At 45.5% G+C, this 17402-nt stretch carries 19 protein-coding genes; 2 read left to right on the top strand and 17 right to left on the bottom strand.

Annotated elements, in window-relative coordinates:
• Positions 1 to 19: 19 nt before the first annotated feature.
• Complete coding sequence (locus FS818_RS17745; protein ID WP_145333431.1) at positions 20 to 1126, bottom strand: deoxyribonuclease IV; 1107 nt, start codon at positions 1124 to 1126, stop codon at positions 20 to 22.
• Positions 1127 to 1294: 168 nt separating this feature from the next.
• Here FS818_RS17745 and FS818_RS17740 point away from each other — a divergent pair, with 168 nt between their 5' ends.
• Together FS818_RS17740 and FS818_RS17735 are read left to right on the top strand one after the other, a co-directional pair.
• Positions 1295 to 1762: a DUF2621 domain-containing protein gene (locus FS818_RS17740; protein ID WP_186331459.1), complete on the top strand. Its 468-nt coding sequence runs from the start codon at positions 1295 to 1297 to the stop codon at positions 1760 to 1762.
• A 173-nt stretch (positions 1763 to 1935) separates the two neighbouring features.
• Positions 1936 to 2847 (top strand): TIGR01777 family oxidoreductase, encoded by a 912-nt coding sequence (locus FS818_RS17735; protein WP_145333430.1) that lies wholly within the window; start codon positions 1936 to 1938, stop codon positions 2845 to 2847.
• Positions 2848 to 2873: 26 nt separating this feature from the next.
• Here the strand turns inward: FS818_RS17735 and FS818_RS17730 are convergent, their stop codons facing one another.
• The 16 genes from FS818_RS17730 to FS818_RS17655 all read right to left on the bottom strand — a co-directional run bounded on the left by FS818_RS17730 (position 2874) and on the right by FS818_RS17655 (position 17259).
• The gene (locus FS818_RS17730) at positions 2874 to 4628 is read right to left on the bottom strand and encodes a DUF6382 domain-containing protein (RefSeq protein WP_145333429.1); all 1755 of its coding nucleotides are present in this window, start codon (positions 4626 to 4628) and stop codon (positions 2874 to 2876) included.
• Between the two features lie 115 nt (positions 4629 to 4743).
• On the bottom strand, positions 4744 to 5250 hold the full coding sequence (locus FS818_RS17725; protein WP_145333428.1) for an A24 family peptidase: 507 nt from the start codon (positions 5248 to 5250) through the stop codon (positions 4744 to 4746).
• Between the two features lie 15 nt (positions 5251 to 5265).
• Positions 5266 to 6306, bottom strand: a complete 1041-nt coding sequence (locus tag FS818_RS17720; RefSeq protein ID WP_313960270.1) for a pilus assembly protein — start codon at positions 6304 to 6306, stop codon at positions 5266 to 5268.
• 26 nt (positions 6307 to 6332) lie between these two features.
• Positions 6333 to 8561, bottom strand: a complete 2229-nt coding sequence (locus FS818_RS17715; protein ID WP_186375530.1) for a hypothetical protein — start codon at positions 8559 to 8561, stop codon at positions 6333 to 6335.
• Positions 8542 to 9216, bottom strand: coding sequence for a TadE/TadG family type IV pilus assembly protein (locus FS818_RS17710; RefSeq protein ID WP_145333426.1), 675 nt, complete (start codon positions 9214 to 9216; stop codon positions 8542 to 8544). Before FS818_RS17710 ends, FS818_RS17715 begins: the two co-directional genes overlap by 20 nt.
• Positions 9200 to 9376, bottom strand: a complete 177-nt coding sequence (locus tag FS818_RS17705) for a Flp1 family type IVb pilin (RefSeq protein ID WP_090918085.1) — start codon at positions 9374 to 9376, stop codon at positions 9200 to 9202. The genes FS818_RS17710 and FS818_RS17705 overlap by 17 nt, the downstream gene beginning before the upstream one ends.
• A gap of 11 nt (positions 9377 to 9387) precedes the next feature.
• Positions 9388 to 10257: a type II secretion system F family protein gene (locus FS818_RS17700; RefSeq protein ID WP_145333425.1), complete on the bottom strand. Its 870-nt coding sequence runs from the start codon at positions 10255 to 10257 to the stop codon at positions 9388 to 9390.
• A 12-nt stretch (positions 10258 to 10269) separates the two neighbouring features.
• Positions 10270 to 11028: a type II secretion system F family protein gene (locus tag FS818_RS17695; RefSeq protein WP_145333424.1), complete on the bottom strand. Its 759-nt coding sequence runs from the start codon at positions 11026 to 11028 to the stop codon at positions 10270 to 10272.
• A 66-nt stretch (positions 11029 to 11094) separates the two neighbouring features.
• On the bottom strand, positions 11095 to 12390 hold the full coding sequence (locus tag FS818_RS17690) for a TadA family conjugal transfer-associated ATPase (RefSeq protein ID WP_145333423.1): 1296 nt from the start codon (positions 12388 to 12390) through the stop codon (positions 11095 to 11097).
• A 45-nt stretch (positions 12391 to 12435) separates the two neighbouring features.
• Complete coding sequence (locus FS818_RS17685; protein WP_145333422.1) at positions 12436 to 13629, bottom strand: P-loop NTPase family protein; 1194 nt, start codon at positions 13627 to 13629, stop codon at positions 12436 to 12438.
• Positions 13630 to 13789: 160 nt separating this feature from the next.
• The gene (locus FS818_RS17680) at positions 13790 to 14173 is read right to left on the bottom strand and encodes a VOC family protein (RefSeq protein WP_145333421.1); all 384 of its coding nucleotides are present in this window, start codon (positions 14171 to 14173) and stop codon (positions 13790 to 13792) included.
• Between the two features lie 227 nt (positions 14174 to 14400).
• Positions 14401 to 15258: a DUF6612 family protein gene (locus FS818_RS17675; RefSeq protein WP_145333420.1), complete on the bottom strand. Its 858-nt coding sequence runs from the start codon at positions 15256 to 15258 to the stop codon at positions 14401 to 14403.
• Between the two features lie 131 nt (positions 15259 to 15389).
• Positions 15390 to 15812 carry a thiol-disulfide oxidoreductase DCC family protein gene (locus FS818_RS17670; RefSeq protein ID WP_145333419.1) on the bottom strand — a complete coding sequence of 141 codons (423 nt, stop codon included), beginning with the start codon at positions 15810 to 15812 and terminating at the stop codon, positions 15390 to 15392.
• Positions 15813 to 15960: 148 nt separating this feature from the next.
• The gene (locus FS818_RS17665) at positions 15961 to 16239 is read right to left on the bottom strand and encodes a hypothetical protein (RefSeq protein ID WP_090918103.1); all 279 of its coding nucleotides are present in this window, start codon (positions 16237 to 16239) and stop codon (positions 15961 to 15963) included.
• Between the two features lie 104 nt (positions 16240 to 16343).
• Positions 16344 to 16589, bottom strand: coding sequence for a zinc ribbon domain-containing protein (locus FS818_RS17660; RefSeq protein WP_090918105.1), 246 nt, complete (start codon positions 16587 to 16589; stop codon positions 16344 to 16346).
• 250 nt (positions 16590 to 16839) lie between these two features.
• Entirely contained in the window at positions 16840 to 17259 is a 420-nt protein-coding gene (locus FS818_RS17655; protein WP_090918107.1) for an organic hydroperoxide resistance protein, read from the bottom strand.
• Between the last annotated feature and the right edge of the window lie 143 nt (positions 17260 to 17402).

The following is a 17402-nucleotide window of genomic DNA, read 5'->3' as shown; positions in this document are numbered from 1 at the left end:
CAGGCAAGACTTGCAGGGATTAACCTGCAAGCCAAGCAATCAAGCGGTGATTGATTTGTTCTTCATTCAAATGCGGGAACAATGCCGCCTCTGTCACCATGTCATACAAGCGTTCCAGCGGTTCGCGCGGATCAGCTTTTTTGGCTTTGGCATCGTTTTTGAGCAGTGTCCACACGTCAAGTACATATGCACGGGAATCCAGCTCTTTACCCTTGAAGAAGTGTTGCATTTGCTCGACTTCACTCAGAAACTCCTGACCGAAGCGGCCTTCCACATCTCCTCGCAATAATGCAATTTCAATTTCATACATCGGCCGCTGGGTTTTGGCATCTTTACCAATCCACGGCGTTTCCAGAATGAATGGACGATTATTCAGCTTTTCATGGTTTACAATGCGGTTGATCGCTTCAAAACCAATCCAGCCCGATCCAATCGGTGTATGACGGTCTTTGCGTGCACCGGCAGCATTTTTACTATCGTTAATGTGCATTACAGCAATTCGGTCAAGTCCAACCGTTCGGTCAAATTGGTCCAATACACCATCCAGATCATTGACAATGTCATAACCCGCATCGTGAATGTGGCATGTATCCATACACACCGTCAGACGTTCGTTATGTTTCACTTTCTCAATAATCTGTGCAATTTCCTCGAAGCTACGGCCCATCTCGGTTCCTTTACCAGCCATCGTCTCCAGAGCAATATTCACATCGGTTTCCTGAATACCGTCAAGCACTTCATTCAAGCCCTGCGCAATACGTTCGATACCGTAATGAGCATCCTTATCCGTAAATGCACCAGGGTGCAATACGATGTTTTTCACGCCAATGGCATGAGTACGGCGAATTTCCTCCTGAAGGAAGTCCACAGCCAGTCCATAGGTGCTCTCCTTGTATGATCCCAGATTGATGATATAGGGAGCATGAACAACAATCTCCTCGAATCCGCCTGCCTCCATCGCCAGCTTGCCTTCCTCAATAAACATTGATTCAATAGGCTTACGGCGTGTGTTCTGCGGTGCACCCGTATATATCATAAACGAACTGGAACCGTACGAGGACGCTTCCTTCGTTGCACTCAATAATCCCTTGTCCGAAAAGGACACGTGGGAGCCGATTTTCAGCATCAATAGATCCCCCTTTTTCTGAATTATCCCTTATCATAACGCGATTATCGAAATAAATCTAGAAATGCGATATAATTCGGATGAGAGGCTATTTTTGACAGCTGATTACGGAACATGGGACGCATTATTATCATGCCGTGAAAATCAATGAACCGAGGTGATTCCGCAATGATTTTTAATACGTACGCCCAGCTTTTAACGAGTAATTCTCCCAGCAACTGGTTTATGAATACGATTGCGTTCTGGACGCTTTTGTTGCTTGGCAGCATGTGCATCGGTGGATTTTTCATGATGCGCAAGTTCCTTAAGGTGCTGCCGAAGGCTGACGGAAAGTCCAAGCTGGATTGGCAGAACCACTGGGTGGAGACAAGCCGCCACCTATGGACAGATGAAGCCAAAGCTTTTCTGGATCAGCTAGTTGAGCCTGTACCTGGCCCTTTTCGCGACATTGCCAAACATTCCATTGCTGCCGAGATTGGTAAAATTGCCGTGGAAGATCATGCGACCGAAGTGTCCAGAGATCATTGCATTAAAGGATATATCATTGCGACACCAAAGCGGGACAACAAATTTCTGGTTAAATTTCTGGAGAAAAATAAAATCGACTATACTCCCTATCGCCATTTGATGAAATAATCATTTAATGTGTTATAGCTTATGAACCGATTGGAAAATAAAGCAGACCAGCATCGTTAGATATGGCACCAATTTGGTTAAATTAAACACATGTTAGCTCCGCTCGGTAAGCCCTTTTTACTCATTTAACTTACCTTGCGGGGCTTTTTGACCCATAAGAGAGGATGTTCAATATGAAAATTGCCATTTGTGGAGGAACCGGATTTGTAGGAGGCGCACTTGTAGATTACTGGTTACAGGCCGGACATCATTTGAAAGTAATCACTCGCAAGCTGCCTGACATGCATAATCCGAGTAAAAACCTTACATATATATCTTGGGACCAGCTCGAAGAAATGCCGCAGGAACTGGAAGGTTTTGATGCTCTGGTGAATCTAGCAGGTGAAACATTGAACCAGCGTTGGACAACGAAAGCTAAACTGGAAATAGTAGAATCCAGAGTTACAACGGTTGCCCGGGTTGCTAAATTAGTGGAATCGCTAGAACAAAAGCCGGAAGTTGTTGTTCAGGCTTCAGCCATGGCGATCTACGGAACCTCTCCCGATGAAACCTTTGATGAGAGTAGCCCGCAAAGATCGATGAATTTCCCTTCTCGCGTCTCGGAACAATGGGAAGTTGCTGCCGATGCCATCAAGGATGTAAGACTGGTCAAAATCCGGGTCAGCCTCGTTTTGGGTCATAAAAAAGGTGCATTCCCATTGATGAAGCTGCCCTATATGCTCGGATTTGGCGGCAAGATCGGCAGCGGCAAGCAGTGGACCAGTTGGATTCATATTATGGATATCGTTCGTTTGATTGACTTTACTATTCATAACAAAGAAATTTCGGGTCCAGTTAATGCTTCTTCGCCCAACCCGGTAACCAATGATGAATTCGGCCGTACAGTAGGCAAAGTCTATCATCGTCCTCACTGGTTCCCTGTCCCTGGCTTCTTGATCAAAACACTGGTTGGTGAACTATCCGTCGTCCTGCTTCAAGGACAACGGGTCATTCCGCAAAAATCCTTGGATCACGGTTTTAAGTTTACCTTCCCCACATTGACCCAGGCTCTTGAGGACCTGAAGCATCGCGGGTTATCCGATTAAAACAAATTACACTGGGACCGTACAGTTCATCCTGACACTCGATAAACGTAGACCGATTCGGCCAGGATGAACGTATCCCCATCCGTCAGTGGGTATTCTTTGTAAGGAGCCAGCAGATTTCCTTGAAGCATCGTTCCATTGACGGAGCCTAAATCCTTGAGAGCATAGCCGGACTTGCTCCGACTCAATTCCACATGTGCACGGGATACACCTGTCGAGTTATCTACATATTGAACCATATCCGCTGCTCTTCCAATGACAAACGATGCGCCCTTCACATCAACACGTCTGCTCCCTTCACCTTTATTTAAAGTTCGTTCCAAGTAATATAATGGTTGTTTAGTGTTTCTGTCTTCGTTTGATAATTCGTCCAATGGCTGCAGATTAACTGTTGCCTCAACGGTTGAGTCCGCAATACGGAGTCTGGAAGTGCTCCCCCATTCTCTTTCCTGTTTCTCAGTATATGGTGGATTGAGCCTTTCTCCAGACGTTAGGTTCAAAGGGGATATGCTCATATCGCGAAGACGGAAAGAGGTATGATCTTCAGCAACCTCAGGCAAAGATTCAATGGATTTCCCCTTATCTTCTTTGGGCTTATCCATGGTATTCCAGCGCCAGCTCTCCTGAAACATTTCCTCTTCTACTTTAGCCCCCTTGTCCTTCTTCCTGCCTATCACTGATAAAGAGAAAGGGATATGAACGCCGGATTTACGAGCGGAATCACCCATTCTTTTCCACATCCAACTCGCCACTGCGATGAGGCCAATGCTCAGCGCCGTAGACAAAATCATTGCATTCTGACTTGGCTGTTGCATGTAGATGAATCTCCATACCAATGCCATGGAAACTAAGCAACCTAGCCAGATGTATGTTGTACGCGAAGAGCCATTGACTGAATTCTGCTCTTCCATCTCCACATTTTTCTGATCTGCGGAAACAAATGATGAAGAGGACTCAAGCTGAGTTGAGGTCTGATTCCAATCAAAGTAGTTTGTATTCCTCGTCGAGGGTTGGCCAGCTGTTGGCCCGTGTAACAAAGATTTCGAATAGGGGTCTACTTTTTTAATGTCTGTATCCGGTTGGATGGTTTGCTGGTGCCCACGCTGATGAAGATCTGATTGTTCTGTATCAGGTTTATTGTAATTAAAGCTGGCCTCGCTTTTCTTTTCAGGTAGCTGACTGGATATCGGTCTTGCTGGTTTACCAGTACACAATTCTAATAAAAGTTCACGTAATTGCCGAATGTCCCACCGCTCAACATCACATAACTGTAATACTCGTTGTATGCCCTCTCCTTCTAATTCCTGAACATGAGCCATAAGCTTGATTACCAAGTCACGGAATAACTGCGGCGTTTGCTTCTCCTGCCGGGCATGGGCATTCATCATGGGTACGTAAACTAAACCAATTTCCCCTTGCTCCATTGCCCCCTGAATAAATACATAGTCTTCCTGAATCCACAAATTTTGTGGTTCCAACATGTAGTGCCTGCACTCCATAAGAGCTTCAGCCAACTGAAACAAAAGATTATACAACACTGGCAAGCTGATTTGGCTCGATTTTAACATCTGGGACAACATCTTATACCCTGAGATGTCATACTGTAACGTTACATTCTGATCAATCTCCCGAGTGAATAAAGGTAGCAGACGAGGAATTCGATTTGAGGTTAACATACCGATCTGTATCCTGCTGAGTTCCTCCATTCGTAGCCCGTCCGCTTTTTCCAAAACCATAAATGTCCCGCCGTTACGTACAAAATCCCTCGTTAATCCATACATACCGCTCCTCACTTTCCATTGCCATTGTTAATAAAATAACTAACTAACAGTCATCCACACGGATACTCCGATGACAGGGTAGGCTTTCAATCGCTGTTATTCCAGAGCAGAGCAACTACCCAAACATATAAATCCATGAGCTAACGAAACCGGGAAGTACAGCGAGCATAAACGGGAACTTCAGCGTTTTTTCGTGACTTACGAGTTTAAGAGAGCCCAGTTTAAAGAAACTGAAAATATTAAACATCATTGTACGTATTCGCTGCGACGCATCTTTGCGAAATAAAAGGATAACTAAGCCGATTAATCCAGCGTACAGAATGGAATATATGATCACGTGTATACCAAATGTAAACCCCGTCCAGGCTCCTATACCCCCAAACAACTTCACATCTCCTGCGCCGACTGCACCGATGACGTACATTAAAAACAACATACCAAAACCAACAGCAAATCCAGCTAAAGAGAACCACATACCTCCCCAGCCTCCCCATGCAAGATGAGCAAGCACTCCCATTGCCGTTACTGGTAGAGTCAGCCGATTCGGAATTTTCATAGACCGTATATCGGTTACAAACGCCACCAGAAGATATATACAACAGATCACATAAAACCATCCCATCTATATCATCGCTCCTTACTTTCTGGATGCTACCGTAAATGAAGTTTCCGTCTGCATACCCTCCGCAGTCTCTACAACAAAACTCCAAGTCCCTTCCGTTGTTCGAGTGCCTACAAACCATGTCCATTCTATGATTCCATTCTCGTCCGCTGTAGCCCAGCCAATATGCTTCGCAGAACTCTCACCAGACTTGTAAAAAATCGTGAGATTAGCCGATGCGCCTGGCTCGACCTGAGCCTTTATCGTTGCATGGTTGCCTATGAATGCTGGATCTGGCTTCGATAAAACAGTTGCTGACCCAGTGCTATTTTCTTCCCCGCTTCCGTTACCGCTTCCTTCTCCTGTGTCACCAATCCATATCCGCTCTGCTGCAGCAACCTGAATTCGTAAAGACTTGCCGAGAAAAGGAACCTTCACAGGCAACTCATAACTCAGCTCTAATCTGAAATACGGATTCGTCTTATTCTTCAAGTTAGGAACGGATACTCCGTTAACATGAATACGTTCCATATCTAGCAGTGTGGTTTCAACAAAAGGTTGCAACAACGGCTTCACAACCGGGTCAAGTATGGCTTCCGTTACCGACGTTTTGATTCTTTGCAGTGGCTCTTCACCACGTTTCGCTGCATCCCGCACCCAATCATTTAAGGGTGAAGGCAAGGAAGAAGCGTAACCGTCTGCCCATTCTGTCAGGGAGAGCTGGGGCCATTTCCAACCCTCCTCCAAGCCCTCACCTCCAGCTGAATCTGAAGGCGCGAAGGCAAGCGATACTGGATAGACCTTCGTTGATAACTGTTTTACCGTTTCCCCCGCTGTACTCTGCAATGCGGTGGAAATCAGTGTCATCTGAACAATGAAGATAAGAAATAGAATAAAGAATAGAAAAATGGGTAGAACCAGCGAAGCCTCCAGCACCATAGTGCCCTGTTCTTTCTTCGCTTCAAGCACCTGTTTTCTCAGTGACTTCAAGCGTTCCAATCTGCTTATCCGCATGATCCGATGCTGCATCTGCACACATTTCCTTTCATCCTGAACCTGAACCCTTTTTTCCATCATGCCTCCATCAACATGTTTTCACCTGTTCAATAGGAATAATCCGCCTTCCGTTCAATGAAAAAACGTCCATCCTGTACTTGATCCTCACTGCCCGTTACAGCGCCTATACTTCGCACAATTCCAGGCAAAAACCATAGCTTGATGCTACTGCGCATCCGTCCGGAAGCATAAGTCTGTTTCTCATCCGGGTTAGCTCCCGTATTCAATCGGATCAAGGCTAACATTCGGGACATTTTGCGATCATTATTGCTATGCATAAGCAGGAACAATCTAAGGTGATCCCTGTATGTCAGCTTCACCTTGATGTATTTGCATAATTCAACATTACCGTCCTTCGCCAGCTTCACCATATCTTCTATTGCATGCGTGATCCCATACAGGATCGCGGCAGATAACACAAGAAGCGGATTCCCAAGCTTACTATTCTCACTTAGCCCTTCAGCTGTACGAATCGCCAGACGCATTCCGAAGACCTCGGCATATGCAGATGCGATGTTACCTGAAGGGTTATGAAAACCGTATAGGATATACTCCAGCTCCTGATTCTCCAGTTTGAACACGTCATTAACATCTCCACTGCCTTCCGTCCAGGAGAACAATTGACCAAAGTCCATGGATTCAAAGTAAGCAAGCGCGTATTCATTTTGAAACAGCTCATCGCCAAGTTGTCCCAGTAGTCCTGACATCCCTCCAAACAGGCGATCCATTCCCTTCATGGCATTTCCACCGGAATCATACGGATCACTCGCAATCTCTGCCTTTTCCGATTGCTCAGAGCTTTTTTGGTTAAACGCTATGTTAGCCTTATAAAATTGTTCCAGCTGTTTGAATGTCTGCAAGGAACCGGAACTTCCGTTTTCTATCCGGCTGAATAACCGTTTCATTTCCTTCAATTTCCCTTTGGATTGTTTGTCATTCTCTTTACGCTGGGCATCCGATCCACGGCCGCTTTCAAGTTCCTGTTGGCTCTGTGTGATAAGATTGGAAGGGCCTGTTCTCCCAAAAGAATTCATATAACGTTCCGTAGTCTGACTTGCCTGCCTGACCGCAGGTTTAATTGGAACACCACTCATACCCGTCACGCTCCGAAGCTGGGTATTGAGTTCCATGCTATCTTTTCGCACGCCAGAGAAGTCTTCATTTTGCGAAATCACACGAGATTTTATCCGATCAAACAGAGCATCTTCCCTGACAAGCTCCGAAGCGAGCGAACGTGCGCTTTTGGCTTCATTGCCGGACCCCGCAGAAGTCGGACTCGTTCCAGGGAGTGTAGAGCTACCCACGTTATCATAACTGGCATTCTCGGAACGACTTTCCCCTTCCGCAATCACTCGTTTCATTTCTTCATTAATCTCACGCGCCTCTTCGATCTTGTCCTGTGCTTCCAATAGTTTGGTCTTATGCGCCTCTAGCGCTGGTTGCATCAACATGCTGATTCCTGTCACAATCTGATTTACACCTGTCCGGTAACGCCCCAAGTCCAATATGTACAGCTGTTCAATTAAAGGCAGTCCTTCGTCTGCTTGCTTCTTGCTTAAGTAATCGGCATAACGTGACGCCGCTTCTGCAGCTGTCTCTGGTGCTGCCTCAAGCATTTCTTCATAGATGGCCTGCGCTGGCGGTTTCATGATCAAGTCTGGAAGTTTCATTACCTTCTCGGCAGATTCAATCTGATTCCCGATCGCTTCATCCAGCAATTTCTCACGTTTGTCATAAAGATTTTGTAATTTTTTCAACAGGTCCACGGTATGTGCTGCTTCCTTCATCTCCTCTGACATCGGTTTGAATCGATTAATTACTTCAATGGCAAAATCAACCGGGGCTCTATACTTCATCTCTTCCTGAATTTGACGATTAAAAATATCATACCTGCCCAGTTCACGTTCCATACCGAGTGATGTGGTATCCCATTGAATATCCAGAATCGGGAAACCATCCTTTACGGAAGAAGGTTTCACACTATCATTCAGCACTTTGGCCATAATGGCATCTCCGCTACTGTCACCATATGCAAACAAACCATACTCCCGAAGTGATGTATCATAAGCTGACATAACTGATCTCATTGCAGCATGTGCCATCCGCTCCGTCTGCACTTTAAAAGCAGCAATTCTCGCATAATCAATAAAAATTGCCACAAACATATATACTCCTGCCAGAATCAAGATCAGAAATAACGTTACAGCTCCTGATTCACCATCTCTTTTTCTAAACAGTGCCTCCCTCCCCCTTTCCTCATTTTTCGTTTTTTCCAAAATGCTGTATAACTTGCCCTGCTTCCACAGCTGATGTCGCTTCCTTTCCACCTTTCCCTTTAAACTTGGCACCGTAATAACGGATCAAATCCACCGTTCGGATGAATTCAACCGGTTCTACAACAGCAGAGGAGCCCTTCGTAAGCACAAGATTGCCGGAATCAAACAAAAATGAGGGCAGAGGCAACGCTATAACCTGCTCAAGCTCAGTGGTTACCTTCCGCTGGATCAATGCATTTTGATATGTGATTTTGCCCTTCATGGCTGAAGGCATATGGCTGGATGCTTGTGCTAGTTTTGTTTCCGAAAGACTAGCGCCTTCAGATCCAGGTATAGAAACGCTAACCTCATTGTCCGCTCCCGCCCAACCAAACAATGCTCCTAAAAGCCGATCATCGCTTAACCGCCAGTACAAGTTATCATATTCCCCAGTAGCATATTCGCCTGTCAGCGCCTGTCTGTGACTGTTATCCCAACTGTAGGCAGCTCGTTCAGAAGCCGCATAAGCATGCTGGTTCAAAAACGTTTTTTGGTACATATACATCGTGAAGAAAAGCAACAACACAAGGATAAATAATATGATCGGGAAGACCAGGGAGGCTTCGACAGTGAAGCTCCCTTCTTCCTTTCTGAAACGTCTATTCAAAAAACTCATCACTTTTGCTACTGACATTAACCAGCAGTCTTGTTACCAACTTTTTAATTTGGTCTTTGAAAATTAACGCTATAATGATGATTACACCAATGATTAGAATCAGTTCCAGCGTACCCAAACCCTCTTCTTCTTTCCAAAATGCCGCTACCTTGTTCTTCATCCCAATTCCTCCTACATATTCATCATCATAAAAGCTGGCGCACCGATCATGACCACGATTGTAAAAAAGATCAGCACCATCGGAAACACTAATTTTGAAGAGGCCTGCTCTCCCTTGGCCCGGCTAACCGCCTTGCGTTTCTCCCACAATACATGTGACAGATCCCGCAGAGCCAATACAAAGTCACCTCCTCCACGCCGGAAATTCAGTAAAACTGTCGTTGTAAAAATCGTCACTTCCTGCACACCGCATCGGCGGCTGAACTGCTCTAAAGATTGCTGGAACGAGTACCCGTTATTCCAGTCTCCTGTTGCTCTACGCAATTCGTTGTACAAAGGATGATTCCGTTCGCCCTGGCTATTCACACTATGATTGATTGCACGTTGCACTGTTTCCCCCGCTCCAACCAAGAGCACAATTCGATTAAGCAGTTCAGGCAGCTCTATAAGGATATCTTGATCTCTTCGCTTCACCTTGGTGTAAAGATCCTTATACATCGCAAACGGCAAAGCGATTGCAAGAATAAACCCACCGGCTAATCCTCCCGTGCCTATTTCCCTCACGAGGGATAGTAAACATCCTGCCAGCATCACTAGCCATGAGTACGTCAGCATTTCAGCACAGTAGAGTAGCGTTTTCTCACCACTATGCTGTATGCCATACATCTTCTGGATCGCGTGTTGCATCCGGAACATAAGTACAGGTAGTTTGCGGCCGATCTCGAACTTGTCCAGCATAAACAGAAACGGGGCATGCATTTTTTTCAAACGCAAACCTTCCATATGCAGCTTTCGTAAATGTTTGTAAGTTTTTCCCCGGGTTCGATCAAGCACAATCCAGCCCGCACTGAGTACTCCTCCAATCATGAGGGGAAACCACATCTTTTCATCTCCTCACACTTTGATATCCATAATGCGATGAATCCATAGATAACAGCAGACCAGCACAGCAAGTGCACCTGTAGAAATGAGATATCCAAGCCCGCTGTATAGTGGTTCCATAAAATCTTTGGCGGTCAGGTTGAGAAATAAAAGAAAAATGAAGGGAGCCGCAAACATCACTTTGGATTCAAATCTTTTCTGTGCCACAGCAACCATAATGTCCTGCTGAATATCCAGCTTTTCTCCAATTACTGCGGAGGTACGGCGAACCACTTCAACCAGATCACCGCCCGTTCGTTTACAAGTAATAAACACGTCTGCGAAATTCGTAATATCTTCAATCTGTGCCCGTTCCGAAAAATCCTGCAACGCCTCTTCAATCGGCTGACCGTATTCCATGCGTGTCCGCAATATAGTGAACTCTCGAATCAAATCGGTATCAGCCTCAGGGTTCAACATCCGCAGGTCTTCAACGGATTCCTTAAAACCGTTTTCTACTGACTTCCCGGCGGCCAGGGCCGAGGATAGTGCATACAGTGCTTGCTTGAAATGCAGACTAAGTGTCATCCTTCTGCGTTCCAGTAGCACCTTTGTCCAAAACCTGGGTACCCATATACAACCCGCAGCCAGTATCGTGCCTGCCAACCAGTGATGATAAAATAACAAGCCAACTCCGAAAAATAAACATCCGCTGACCAGCATACAGACAAAGCGTTGTCTTGAGCTAAGTGTATATACGGTATAATTCGTTAATGCTTGCTTGCCCTGCACCGCCCTCTACACCCTCTTTCTCTCACAACATGGTTTGGAACTTCCTCACTTTATTTTCACAATGTACTACTTGTTTTCTTGTCCCGCCTGCTCAACTATCTGTTCTATGTATCCCTCAAGCCACTCTCCAAGTCCGGCCATTTGAATCTTATCCACCTTGGTCAGGTTGCCCACCCGGATGAGTCCACCGATGATACGCCCTTCCCGTTCCTCCTGCTCCTGAAATCGAAACAACGGGTTCAGTAGCACTTCACCATGATGTAAACCCATCACTTCACTAATTTCTGTCACACGGCGTGAACGGTCTCGAAGCCGGGAAAGATGTACAAAAATATCGATGGCCGAGCTAATCTGCTGTCTTACGACAGTAATGGGAAGTTCAGCACCGCTAAGGACCATCGTTTCAAGCCTACTGATCATGTCCGAGATCGTATTTGCGTGACCAGTCGACAACGATCCATCATGTCCAGTATTCATCGCCTGTAACATATCCAGTGCTTCCGCTCCCCGTACTTCCCCAATCACAATCCGGTTTGGACGCATCCGCAAGGAGGACTTGATCAGATCCCGGATAGAGATAAGACCTTTGCCCTCTGTATTGGCATTTCGGGTCTCCAGAGAGACGAGATTGGGTACGGTCACGATCTGTAACTCCGCTGAGTCCTCAATCGTAATAATCCGCTCATCAGCAGGGATGAACTGGGATAACGCGTTTAGAAAAGTTGTTTTCCCGGAACCTGTGCCTCCCCCGATAAAAATGTTGTACTTGCTTCGCACTAACTGCTGTAATAACACGGCTGCTTCCTCATGCAAAGCCCCCTTCTGAATCAGATCAGACATCTTCATCGGCTCACTTGGGAACTTCCGAATCGTCATCGTTGGCCCCTTTAGCGCAATAGGCGGAAGCACAATGTTAACCCGTGAACCGTCCTTCAGGCGGGCATCCACAATGGGAGAAGATTCATTGACGATGCGGTTCACATCAGACACGATCATTTGAATAATATCCTCCAGCCGCTCTCTGGACTCGAATTGAAGTGGAATCTGTCTGACCTCCCCTTCTTGCTCCACAAAGATCTCCCGATGGCTATTGATCATAATCTCCGTAATGTCCGGGTGATCCACCAGAGGTTGTAAAATATCCAATCCGCGAAAAGAATCGTACAATCGTTGCACCAACTCATGGCGCTCACCTGAAGTCAAATCTTCCAGGCCCGAATCACCGAGAACTTTTCTCTCAATCCCCTGCCACAACTCCTTATCCCCGGCAGAAGAAGTCATATCGAGCGAAGCTCGCACCTCTCTGCGAAGCATTTGAAATTGTTCTTCACGGTCTGTGATGTTCCATGAATGTTCTGTCATAACTCCCCAGGCTCCTCCTGTATATAAATGCATCCTGTCTTTCGGCTAGCCATCTTTTTCAGCCTGCATCAGCATTTCACACAATCTGTTGACTTCACGCTGAAAGATCGGTGAGCTCAGCATGACCTCTTCCTGATTCATCTGTTTCCAAGAAGGAATATAAGGCAACACCGCATCCACATACAGATCAGGTCTTGGCAATGGATTGATCACTTGCTCCCGATATTTGTTAATAACAAAATACGTGCGCTCCAGCATATTTCCTAACAGTTCCGTTCGGGTACGCTCGTTATGCTGAAGCCATTGCCCCCATCGATGCATCGCAGCGATATCATCTTCTACTAGCCAGACGAAGGTATCTGCCGCTTTCAGAATGCCATCGCTACGTTCATCCCAGCCTGAGTCTCCGTCCAGAATCAACACTTCATATTGCCCGGAACCGGTCAGATACCGGATGAGATCTACTGTATCCGCTTTAGACATCTGTAACATTTCCTTTCGGTTGGCCAACGGCCAGAACACATCCGCCTTCAATGCCTCATGCCCGACTACATACTCAACTATTGTTTTCATTTTTCCTGTTGCCGAGACATCCGCCGAATCCGTACCAGACGTTACCTCCCTTTTACGAGCCTTCAGATCATATAGTAGTCGTGATAAACCTGTCTCTGCTTCTACATGATGCTGGCTACCACGCCGCAACCCTTTCTCCAGGAAAGGAAATGAGCTGTCCAGAGTCTCCAGATTGAGATACAACACAGAATATCCAGCGAGTCCAAGCTGCTTCGCCATATGCAGAGCTACGGCTGTTTTACCGCTTCCACCCGATGCCGATAATACACCGATGGCTAACGTTTCTTGACCCGAATGTCGACTCCCCTTACTACGTGGTTGCCTGCAAGCCCTCCTAACGGCTTCAAGCAACGCAGGCAACGGCTGATACTTCATGAGTCGCTTCGCCTCGTGTCCCTCGTCTCCTCCTTCGCTAAGCATAAGCCATGGGATACCTGAGGCATCCCCACCATTCATCAACCAAGGGTTTAGAAACTCAGGTTCAGCGATAATCAGATCAGGTAGCTCGTGTTCATCCTGTTCATCCATATGATTCCTGAATGCCTCCCGCTGCGAAAAAGCGATGAATCGCATCGTGGAGCCTGACGAGCTACTCTGTACATAGTCAAGCCAAGCTTGGATATAATCTTTATCCCTTGATACCAGCACTGCCTTAAGGACAATCAATTACCTTTCCCTCCCCATCAAAAAAAGCACAAAAAAACACCGCCCATTTCCCGCATGAAATTGCAGGATATGGACGGTGCTTCCGTCACGTGCTATGAATGTATGCACACTATAACATACAATTTCTGGACGAGCAAGGGATTTATTCTAACCATCTCACTTAAGAACCATAAGGCGCTCCAAATTCAATGATATTTCGATCCGGATCAAGGATAAAAATCTGAGCGAATCCAGCCACACTATCCGGTCTCGCTTCATATTCAATCCCTTGCTCTTCCAGCCAAGCTAGCGTCTCCGAATAACTGACCACCCAAAGTGCAAAATGTCCGTCGGTCGTATCAATCCCCGCTTCCCTTAGCGTATGACCTTCCGGATGCTGCAATAGATGAAGTTGCTGACTGCCGATCGCATACCACGCTCCCGTGGAGCGAAACGGAGGACGCTCAATCTCCTGCATTCCGAGCAAACCCGAATAGAATTTTTTTGCGGTTTCCAGATTACGAACAGCCAGACTTACGTGATGAATATGTGCATATATGATCATCTCGGTATCCCCTCCCCTTTAAAACAATGATGAATTAACCTTACGCAACCACATGTTTACACTCACAGCAGATCCTTTTACAAATGTCCAAACTTTAAAAATTAATCATACAAGTCCATATTATAACACTCTAAAGAACTTCCAAAATCAAAAAAACACCCCTGATCCTTATCCGGTCTACCGACAGGTATTCCGAAATCAGAATCAAAGGTGTTTCAGGGCTTCACTTATTTTGCGCTATCCAAAGCCTCTTGCGGGATTTTAATTTCTGCAACTTTGTCATGGTTGGAGAACGAAGTGTCCATTTTCATGTCCATCGTCATTTTCTGATTGTTTTGCTCCATTTCCATCACCATCTCAACATCGATCTTCTCCATAAGAGATGTCTCTTTGTTAATCAGATATTTCATTTTCATGCTTTTAATGTTCATTTGATCAAGCATAGCCTGCATTTGAGCATCTGAACCGTTTTGTTCCATAACGGATTTAGCCAATTCCTTCACATTGTCACCCGATACATCTGCGTTCAGGACATAGTTGTCGCCCTCTTCAGTGATCTTAACGTCTTCTTTTACTTTTTTGAATTGGTCCAGCTCTTTTTCCGGATTCATGCTAGCTTTCAATTGTTCGATGAGCGCCTTCGTTTGATCTTCTGGAATCGCTACCCACTGGTCACCCACTTGGGAGTAAATTTTGTCTGAGGTAATGTACTGTTTTACGTTTTGCTTCTGTCCAGACATATCCAGTTCCATCTCTTGATAGATCATCATTGGATCTTTAATGATATCCATTTTCAAAGACGTTTTTACTTGCTGATCCTGAGATTGCTCGCCAGCATCCAATTTAATTTTTTGATCAATGTTAGCTTCTGTAGTGAAGCTTTTTAGTGCTTTCGTTGCTTCACCTGTTTTGGCAAGCAATTCATCCAGTGTTGGAACAGCCGCATTCTGCTCCGCTGTATTGGTGCTTTCATTCGTAGTTTCATTACCTGCTGGCGGCGTTGCAGATTTATCTGTGTCGTTTCCGCATGCTGCCAAGCTTACTGCCAATAACGCCCCAATAATCATTGTCGTCCATTTCTTCAAGTTGTTATCCTCCCAATAATGTAAAAAATAATGTAACCCACAGTAATTACCCAGTAATTACCGATATTAATCACCTTACATGAAACTTCTTTCTTATGGAAGCTTATCCTGAAAAACTGATACTTTTATACTTATAAAAATCGATCTTTAGTCTCGGGTGTAGGTAACATACATGCATCGTCCTTCCCAAACCAGCGGTACCGATTGCGCGCAACCCAGTTGTATACTGCATTACGAATGAATTTGGGCACAATAATAAACACATAGAGTAACGGATAAGGAAACTTGAGACCTTTGGCCAACCTTAACGCTGCTGTGGAGCGTGTATAGTATTTTCCATTTTCAATCAACACAAACGTATCCATGCTATCGGTTCTCAAACCACCCTTCTTCAGCAATCCTTTCGCCACATCCGACTGAAGTGAAGCAAAGTGATATTTCCCTTCCGGATCACGCTTGATGATCCATTTCGTTATTCCCTGGCAAAAGTTGCATACGCCGTCTACAAGAACAATCGGGTGTCCCTGGTGTTTATCCTCCTGGTCTACTGTCATATCTCATGGCCTCCTCTATGGTGCTGTTAGATTACTTACCCATTTTGAGCCAACTTTTCTCGCCTAACCTGAATTTGATCTGCCAAACTCCCTGGCAAAACAGAAAAAAAGCGCAGGCTTAATGCCTACGCTCATAACTGTCCGACAATTACTCAGCCAGTGCTTTTTCCATCCACTCGTCGTTAATCATTTGTTGATGCAGGTCACCTGACCATTGATCCATACATTTGCAGATGAAGTCTTTGCGACATACAGGGCAAGGTGTTTTCTGCAGACGGCTGATCGCAGTCATTTTCCAATCCGGAGATTTGGAGTAGAATACACGGCACTGTGTACCATCCACCAGTTTCATCGTAAATTCGTACAATCCGTCTTTTTCGTTTTTGCTGGCTACTTGCAGTTGTGCAATGCTTGGTCTATAAGACATGGATATCACCCGTGAATTCAAATTTGGTTCATGCTAATGACACTGACACTTTCAGTACTAAATCATATTAAAGAAATTTCGAGTCGATGTCAACTCACGCATGTCTATCCACCAAACAGAATATCCAGAATTGTGCCAACTTGTCCCTGTTTCTTGCCTTTTAGCACGTCCGGGTTAAACACTTCCACATATCCACAGGCCGTACAACCCACAAACAAATAATGGTTATGCTGAATATCAAATACTTTGCTGAGCCCTGCTCCTGACATAGAGACTTCTTTGATGTTGCATTCCGTCCCCCGGCATTTGGTGCATACAAATTTTCTCTCAATCATCTCTTCAATACTCATCGCCGTTCCTCCTTAATGGAATATGTGGCATGAAGCGACTGTACGTTTATGTAAAAGAGTACGACCTAACACGGAGAAATCCTCCTCCGCTTTCAGATTAGGCGATTCATGGGTGGTATATGTTAGAAAACAAAACCCTGCTGAACTACCAGCAGGGCTTGTGTGCTTGAAGATCAGATATCACTGGATACCTTGCTCTTTATTTTACCTGTCACTCTCAAAGAGAAAAAGCCAGGAATTATCCTATCTATTAAACGACGTTGAGTACAACGTCAATGTTGCCGCGTGTTGCTTTTGAATACGGACAGAAGTCATGCGCTTTGCGGGCAAGATCCTCAGCTTGGCTGTGATCCACTCCCGGCATACTCACATCCAGGCGAACCGCTAGCTTGAATCCGTCATCTGTTGGATCTTTGCCGATCGATACGTTGCTTGTTACGACGACATTCTCCAATTTCACACCTGCTTTGCGTGCCACGTTAGCCAGAGCGCTCTCGTAACATGCACCATATCCAGCCGCAAAAAGTTGCTCGGGATTTGTGCCTTCTCCACCGGCTCCGCCAAGTTCTTTCGGCATTTTCAGATCATGTTGCAGCACACCGTCCGAAGAAGCCACCGAACCTGTTCGTCCACCTTTTACTGTCGCTGTTGCTGTATATAAAGCTTCCATCAGAATCTCTCCTTCGTTAATAAAGTTTTGACTGCCTACAATTCATTTTAAACTTCTGGCTCGATTTGAAACGCCTGATTGTGTTCTTTATCAGCTTTTACATTTGGCTACATTTCATGCGTACCTGATAAAAGTCGTATCTT

The organism is Paenibacillus xylanexedens (genome assembly GCF_007680605.1).
Classification (GTDB): domain Bacteria; phylum Bacillota; class Bacilli; order Paenibacillales; family Paenibacillaceae; genus Paenibacillus; species Paenibacillus xylanexedens_B.
This window is presented reverse-complemented; position numbering and strand designations above follow the sequence as displayed.